The organism is Tritonibacter litoralis, assembly GCF_009496005.1.
GTDB lineage: Bacteria > Pseudomonadota > Alphaproteobacteria > Rhodobacterales > Rhodobacteraceae > Epibacterium > Epibacterium litoralis.
This window is the reverse complement of the sequence record NZ_WIBF01000002.1, coordinates 21,298-27,461: the sequence shown is the minus strand read 5'-3', so window position 1 is coordinate 27,461 and position 6,164 is coordinate 21,298. Positions and strand designations below refer to the sequence as shown.

Here is a 6,164-nt window from a genome sequence, read left to right as displayed (position 1 = left end):
CCGCGCATTTGCGCGCTCATACATGAGCGCGCAAATGCGCCACCCCCAACGGGAGCGGACCGGCATTGGCCGGGCCAGGCGACGGGCGGGAGCTCCCGCTGGATTTTGCAGTAAAACGGCGATACCGTGCCGCAAAACCGTCAATCTTGGGGGCAGGCATGTTGGAACTGGATCATCTGGTTGTTGTTGGGCAGACTTTGGAGGAAGCACGCGCGGTGATCGAAGAGGCGCTTGGTGTCCCAATGCAGGCGGGGGGCAAACATGCCGTGTTTGGAACCCACAATGCCCTGTTGCATCTGGCCGACGGTCTTTACCTGGAAGCCATTGCCAAAGATCCAGACGCCGTGCCCGAGAAAACGCCTTGTTGGTATGGCCTTGACCATCACAGCGGGTCAGCACGGCTGACCTCTTGGGCCTGTCGCACGTCACAGCCCCAAGAGGCTGCCGCCAAGTGGCCCGAAGCCGGGGCGGCCGTGGACCTTCGGCGCGGGGCCTATCATTGGACCATGTTTGTCCCGGAAATCGGCGTGCAACCCTATGATGGGCTGTTCCCGGCGCTGCTGTCCTGGCACAGTGCGCATCCTGCGCCACAGCTCACCCCGCAAGGGTGCCGTTTGCAGGCGCTTTATGTGACACATCCTGACGGGGCGCGGCTGCAAACCACTCTGCAGCTGAAGGATCCGCGCCTGCAGATCGCAACTGGCCCGGCAGCGATCTCGGCTGAGTTTGAGACCCCGCATGGTCTGCGGCGCTTGTGATGCGTTTCGACTGTGCGGATCTCCAGATAAGCCTGGCCAACCGCACCAACCAGGCCAATCTGATTAAGCCATCGCCAGAGGCCGGTGTTTTCACATTTGCGCGACGCATTGCGCGCTGACAGGGGCGGCGACAGCGGTTAAACTCTGGCCATGTCACTTTGGACCCGCATATCCGACGCGCTTGCAGCGCTTGCCCAGGGCGCAAGCCTGTCAGACGTCTTTGACCACCTGCGCACGCCGCCCGAACGTTCGGTTGGCTTTGCCATCGCGGTTGTCGCCTTGGGGGCCAAAATGGCCAAGGCCGACGGGCAGGTGACCCGGGATGAGGTCACAGCCTTTCGCGAAGTGTTCCGGATTGCACCGGGGGATGAGGCTGGCGCTGCCAAGGTCTTTAACCTCGCGCGTCAGGATGTGGCAGGGTATCAGGATTACGCCCGCCGTGTTCAACTGATGTTTTCTGATGACCCCGACACGCTGTGCGATCTGATGGAGGGGCTTTTTCACATCGCGATGGCGGATGGGTTCTATCATCCCGGTGAAAATGCCTTCCTGGAGGACGTCAGCCAGATCTTTGGCCAGACGCCGCAACAATTCTCGGCCCTGCGTGCAAGGTTTGTGCCCGATGCGCCACGGGACCCCTATATGGTGCTGGGCGTGTCGCCTGGCATGCCTCGGGATGAAATCCGCAAACATTGGCGCCGTCTGGTGCGCGAGACGCACCCAGATGCCATGCTGTCCCGCGGAGTGCCCGAGGAGGCGATCCGCCTGGCAGAGAAGAAGATGATCGACATCAACCGCGCCTGGGACCAGATCAACGGCTGTGAGGGTCATGCGTCTGGTCACCTATAATATCGAGTGGTTTGCCAACCTTTTTGATCCGGCGGACCAGCTGTTGCTGGACGACGGACCGTCAGGCCGCTATGGGGTCAGCCGCATCACCCAGGCTGAAGCGCTGCGCCATGTGTTTCAGGCCCTGGATGCGGATGCGGTTCTGGTGGTCGAAGCGCCCAATACAGGCCGTCAACAGCGCACCATCCGGGCGTTGGAAGCCTTTGCGGCTTGGGCGGGGCTGCGCACGGCGTCGGTGGCGATGGGCTTTGCCAATGACACCCAGCAAGAGATCGCGCTGTTGTTTGACCCGACGGTGCTGACAGCCCGCCACAGCCCACAAAGCCGCTTTGACGCGCCGCAGTTCGACGGTGTTTTTGCGCTGGATCTGGATGTGGATGAGCGGGTGGATCAGGTCCGCTTTTCCAAGCCGCCACTGGAGTTGGAGGTGCAAACGGCCGGAGGGCGCAAGCTCCATCTGATCGGCGCACATCTGAAGTCCAAGGCCCCCCATGGGGCAAAAGATGATGCCGAAGTGATGCGGATCTCGATCGCCAATCGCCGCAAACAGCTGGCGCAGGCGATCTGGCTCAGGCGGCGGATTTCCTGGCACCTGGAGGAGGGGCATGACCTTCTGGTGATGGGAGATCTCAACGATGGTCCAGGGCTGGATCAATATGAGGCGCTGTTTGGCCGCTCGTCGGTGGAGATCGTCATGGGCGATGATCTGTATGATCCCCACGCCCACCGCCAGCACCAGCCACGCCCCAGTGGCTTGCCAAATTCGGCCCGTTTCTTTGACCGAACGTCCAAACGCTATTTTGGTGCTCTTCTGGATTACGCAATGATCTCGAACGGGCTGCGGGCCCTGCGGCCACGGTGGCGTATTTGGCACCCGTTTGAGGATGCAGAGATTTTTGGCGATACTGCTTTGCGAGAGGCGTTGTTGACCGCCTCGGATCATTTCCCGGTCAGTCTTGATCTGGACCTAGACTGACCTTTTCCGAATGTGGCTGAGGGTGGGGGCTCCCGCCCGTCACCTGCTGCCCCTTGCGGGACAGCGGTTCCCGTTGGGCGTGGCGCGGACCCCTTTGGGGTCCGCGTGGTGGTCTGCCCCGGCAGGGGCAGACGGCCCGGCCCAAGGCCGCCAAGGGGGCCGCCAAAGGCGGGCACCTGCTGGCGCGGGAGGGCTTGCCGGATGCTGGGCGCGCGGGGATTGGGGTCACGCCATCGCCTCAGCGGACAGCCATTGAATGAACGCAAGCGTTGCGGCCTGTGGCGGGCGGTTGCGGGGCAGGGCTGCGTGAAACCCGTCCGGGACTTCGATAAACCCTAAGGGCGCAACCAGCCGACCCTGGTCCAGATCATTGGCCACTAGCCTGCGTTCGGTCAGGGCCACCCCCATGCCGGCCGCCGCCGCCTCCAGCGCTAGAATGTGATGCGGGTGCTCGCGCAGCTCAGGGCTTTGGATCACCACATCCGAGATCTCTTCCCAGACCGCCCAGGCCGAGGGGCCGCCCACATGGCTGAACCGCATGGGCGCGTGCCAGCCGGTCTTGCCATAAGCCAGCGGGTAATCGGGCGCGCAGACCGGCCCATACGCGGCATGCCCCACCGGCCTTGGATCCAGCTCTGGCCCCACCGGGCCGCGCAAACGGTCATAGCTCAGCAGGATATCAAAATCCCCGCCGGAATACCGCGGCCGCCCATTCACAAGCCCGGACATCAGCAGTGTGATCTCCACATCCGGGTGCGCCGCATAAAACCGCGGCAGCCGCGCCGTGAGCCAGCGGGTGGCAAAGGTCGCGCCCACCGCAATCCGCAACAATGGCCGCGCAGGCCCCTGGCGCAGCCCCTCAGCCACCTCGGCCAGCTCTTGCAACATGGGCCCCAGCGCCGACTGCAAGTCTTCGCCACGCGGGCTCAGCACCAGACCGGTCCCCGATTTGCGAAACAGATCTCCTCCCAGATCCTCGGCCAGATGTTTGATCTGCTTGCTCACCGCGCTGTGCGTGCGCCCCAGTTCACTGGCGGCGGCGGTGACCGAGCCCAATCGGGCCGTGGCTTCAAAGGCTGGCAGGGCGGACAAGGGCGGAAGGCGGGCCATGCATATGTTCCTTTTGGTTACAAAAGAGGTGCCAAAAACTCGATTTTCATCAAAAACAAGCGGATCTATAGAAGGCGTATAAGATCTATGTGAGAAAAAGGATAGCTGCCATGGCTGAGATCATTGCATTTCCCGCCTTTCATACCCCGCGTCCAGCGCGTCCCACGCCGGTTGGTTTTACCCTCTACCTGCATCGTTTCACCAGCCGCCGCCAATTGGCGCACGACCTGCTGCATGCGCCAGACAGCGTGCTTGCGGACGCAGGCCTCACCCGGTTGCAATTGCAGCGCGAGATTGCCAAACCCTTCTGGCGCGCCTGATCCCGGCGGCTGTTAACACCGTGTGATCCGGGGCGCGTCGAAACCGCACGCATCCGGGATTCCCACCTGTGCAAGCGGCTGTGCGATCGCTATATCTGACCGCACAGCGACCGCGTTTGAAGGAGGGTTTTTCCGATGCCTGCTACATGGATCCTGCCACAGTCTTTTTGCCAATCCCTATGCCGTTCCACGCTTTTGGGGGCTGCGCTGGCGCTTTCGCTCACCGGGCCTGCAGCTGCGCAATCCAGTGACGATGGGCCATCGCTGATGGAACGCGGGGCGGATCTGTTCCTGCGCGGCCTGCGCGAGGAAATGGCCCCGACCCTGGAAGGGTTTTCGGAACTGATGGGAGAGATCGGCCCCTCGATGGGGGAATTTCTGGCCCAGATGGGACCGGCGCTGGCAGAGATCGCCGCCGAGGTCCAGGATTGGAGCGCCTATGAGCTGCCCGAGATCCTGCCCAATGGCGACATCATTATCCGCAAGAAACGCGAAACACCCGAAACGCCAGACAGCGGCGCGGCCCCAGACACCGATATCGAGATCTGAGGCAGCCGTCGCCTCAGCGGCAGATTTTCACAGCCGCCGTTGCCTCCAGCGCGGAACACAGCCCGTTAAACCGCGCTTCGGCCACTTCGGTGAACAAGGGCGCGTTGTCTTTTTCCAACCGCAGATCCAGGACCTTTTTGCGGGGGTGCCAGGTCAGCTTGCCAATCTGCGCGTCCTGCTGGATCACCAGCATCGCCCCAAACCGCATGGCTCGGCCCAGGATCTCGGCCTCGCGTTTCAGCTTGTCATCCAGCAAGCTTTCCAGCGCCTTGAACTGGGCGGAGGGGCGACGGTTGCTGTAGCGCGACATCAGCGCCAGCCCCAGATAGACCCGCTCCCAATGGCGCAGCCCCCCCAGATTGGCGCGGGTTGCGTTTTCAAAACACAGCTCGGCCCGATAATCGGGATGCGCGCGCCAGGTCACATCATGCAGCAGACAGGCCGCTTTGATCAGGCGTTTCTTGGCGTCATCCGCACGCGGAAACAGCGGCAGGACAAATTCATAAAGCTTGCGGCCAAAACCGGGAATGCGCGCCTCTTTGGCTTCGGCAAACCGGCAGGCCTCGATCAGCGGATCCCGGTCGCGCAAGGCCTGCGGCATCTGTTCAAACAACAGCCCCTCGCGGATCCCATAGCTTGAGATGGCGATATCTTTGGGCCGGAACACTTTGACCAGACGCGCCAGAACTTCGGCGGCATAGGGCACCAGCGCCATCCGCGAGTTTGAGATGCCGCAGTCCTGACGCAGCTTCTGAAGATCGCTTTTTTCGATGAATTTAGCGGTGGATTGCACGGCTTTGACGGACATGCGGTATTCATGTTGCACCGTCAGCGGATAACCCCGACGGTGCATGTCGATCCGCGCAATGGCCCGCCAACTGCCGCCGACCAGAAACAGCCGGTCGTGTTGGGGCCCCATCTGCGTGTGCAGATCTTCGACAACATCACGAATATGCGCCTTGCGCCCGCGTTTGCCGCCCTTGATATCTTTCAGCTTCAATGGCCCCAGATGCGAGGTCACCCGTTTGCCGACCTTGTTGTCGTGGATCTCGGCCAGCTCCATGGACGATCCGCCAATATCGCAGATCAACCCATAGGCGCCGGGCCAGCCCAGCAAGACGCCCTGCGCCGACAGCCGCGCCTCTTCTTCGCCGTCGATGATATGGATCACCAGACCGGTCTCGCGCAGCACCTCTTCGCAGAACTCCGCCCCGTCTTCGGCATCGCGCACCGCAGCGGTGGCCACCACCGTCATATGCGGCAGCTCCATCCCGTCGGCCAACAGCTTGAACCGTTTCATCGCGGCCAAGGCCCGTTCGCGCCCTTTGGGGTTCAGCCTGCCGGTCTGCGACAGACCTGCGCCCAGGGCACACATGACTTTTTCGTTAAAGAAATAGGCGGGACTGCGCGCAGCGCCGTCAAACACCACCATCCGGACAGAGTTTGACCCCACATCCACAACCCCCACACGCGACAAGGCGCGTGCCTCCGGGTCCCCAAACAAAGGTTGGCCATAGCCGCCCCAATCTGCCACGATTTCAGAGCTTTCGTACATCAGCGCCGCCAAAGAATCCCGGGTTGTCATATTGAGTTTACAATAGG

General features: G+C 62.2%; 7 protein-coding genes. 5 read left to right on the top strand and 2 right to left on the bottom strand.

From position 1 onward, the window contains the following. The first annotated feature begins 158 nt into the window (after nt 1–158). The 3 genes from GFB49_RS04320 to GFB49_RS04310 all read left to right on the top strand — a co-directional run bounded on the left by GFB49_RS04320 (nt 159) and on the right by GFB49_RS04310 (nt 2,583). The gene (locus GFB49_RS04320) at nt 159–758 is read left to right on the top strand and encodes a VOC family protein (protein ID WP_343032470.1); all 600 of its coding nucleotides are present in this window, start codon (nt 159–161) and stop codon (nt 756–758) included. Nucleotides 759–908: 150 nt separating this feature from the next. Next, a complete protein-coding gene (locus GFB49_RS04315) occupies nt 909–1,607 on the top strand; it encodes a molecular chaperone DjiA (RefSeq protein ID WP_153214596.1) in 699 nt (232 codons plus the stop codon). After that, the gene (locus GFB49_RS04310; protein ID WP_153214595.1) at nt 1,588–2,583 is read left to right on the top strand and encodes an endonuclease/exonuclease/phosphatase family protein; all 996 of its coding nucleotides are present in this window, start codon (nt 1,588–1,590) and stop codon (nt 2,581–2,583) included. Before GFB49_RS04315 ends, GFB49_RS04310 begins: the two co-directional genes overlap by 20 nt. Before the next feature lie 225 nt (nt 2,584–2,808). Here the strand turns inward: GFB49_RS04310 and GFB49_RS04305 are convergent, their stop codons facing one another. Then, on the bottom strand, nt 2,809–3,693 hold the full coding sequence (locus GFB49_RS04305) for a LysR family transcriptional regulator (RefSeq protein WP_153214594.1): 885 nt from the start codon (nt 3,691–3,693) through the stop codon (nt 2,809–2,811). A gap of 110 nt (nt 3,694–3,803) precedes the next feature. Between GFB49_RS04305 and GFB49_RS04300 the strand changes: the two genes are divergently transcribed. After that, on the top strand, nt 3,804–4,013 hold the full coding sequence (locus GFB49_RS04300; protein ID WP_153214593.1) for a DUF1127 domain-containing protein: 210 nt from the start codon (nt 3,804–3,806) through the stop codon (nt 4,011–4,013). Between the two features lie 135 nt (nt 4,014–4,148). Then, nucleotides 4,149–4,562: a hypothetical protein gene (locus GFB49_RS04295; protein WP_153214592.1), complete on the top strand. Its 414-nt coding sequence runs from the start codon at nt 4,149–4,151 to the stop codon at nt 4,560–4,562. Nucleotides 4,563–4,575: 13 nt separating this feature from the next. On the opposite strand, the gene GFB49_RS04290 is transcribed toward GFB49_RS04295, so the two are convergent. Beyond that, complete coding sequence (locus tag GFB49_RS04290; protein ID WP_246149610.1) at nt 4,576–6,147, bottom strand: Ppx/GppA family phosphatase; 1,572 nt, start codon at nt 6,145–6,147, stop codon at nt 4,576–4,578. Between the last annotated feature and the right edge of the window lie 17 nt (nt 6,148–6,164).

Coding starts and splice junctions, on each gene's coding strand:
- GFB49_RS04315 (WP_153214596.1), top strand. CDS start 909: ATGTCACTTTGGACCCGCATATCCGACGCGCTTGCAGCGCTTGCCCAG.
- GFB49_RS04300 (WP_153214593.1), top strand. CDS start 3,804: ATGGCTGAGATCATTGCATTTCCCGCCTTTCATACCCCGCGTCCAGCG.
- GFB49_RS04305 (WP_153214594.1), bottom strand. CDS start 3,693: ATGGCCCGCCTTCCGCCCTTGTCCGCCCTGCCAGCCTTTGAAGCCACG.
- GFB49_RS04290 (WP_246149610.1), bottom strand. CDS start 6,147: ATGACAACCCGGGATTCTTTGGCGGCGCTGATGTACGAAAGCTCTGAA.
- GFB49_RS04320 (WP_343032470.1), top strand. CDS start 159: ATGTTGGAACTGGATCATCTGGTTGTTGTTGGGCAGACTTTGGAGGAA.
- GFB49_RS04310 (WP_153214595.1), top strand. CDS start 1,588: ATGCGTCTGGTCACCTATAATATCGAGTGGTTTGCCAACCTTTTTGAT.
- GFB49_RS04295 (WP_153214592.1), top strand. CDS start 4,149: ATGCCTGCTACATGGATCCTGCCACAGTCTTTTTGCCAATCCCTATGC.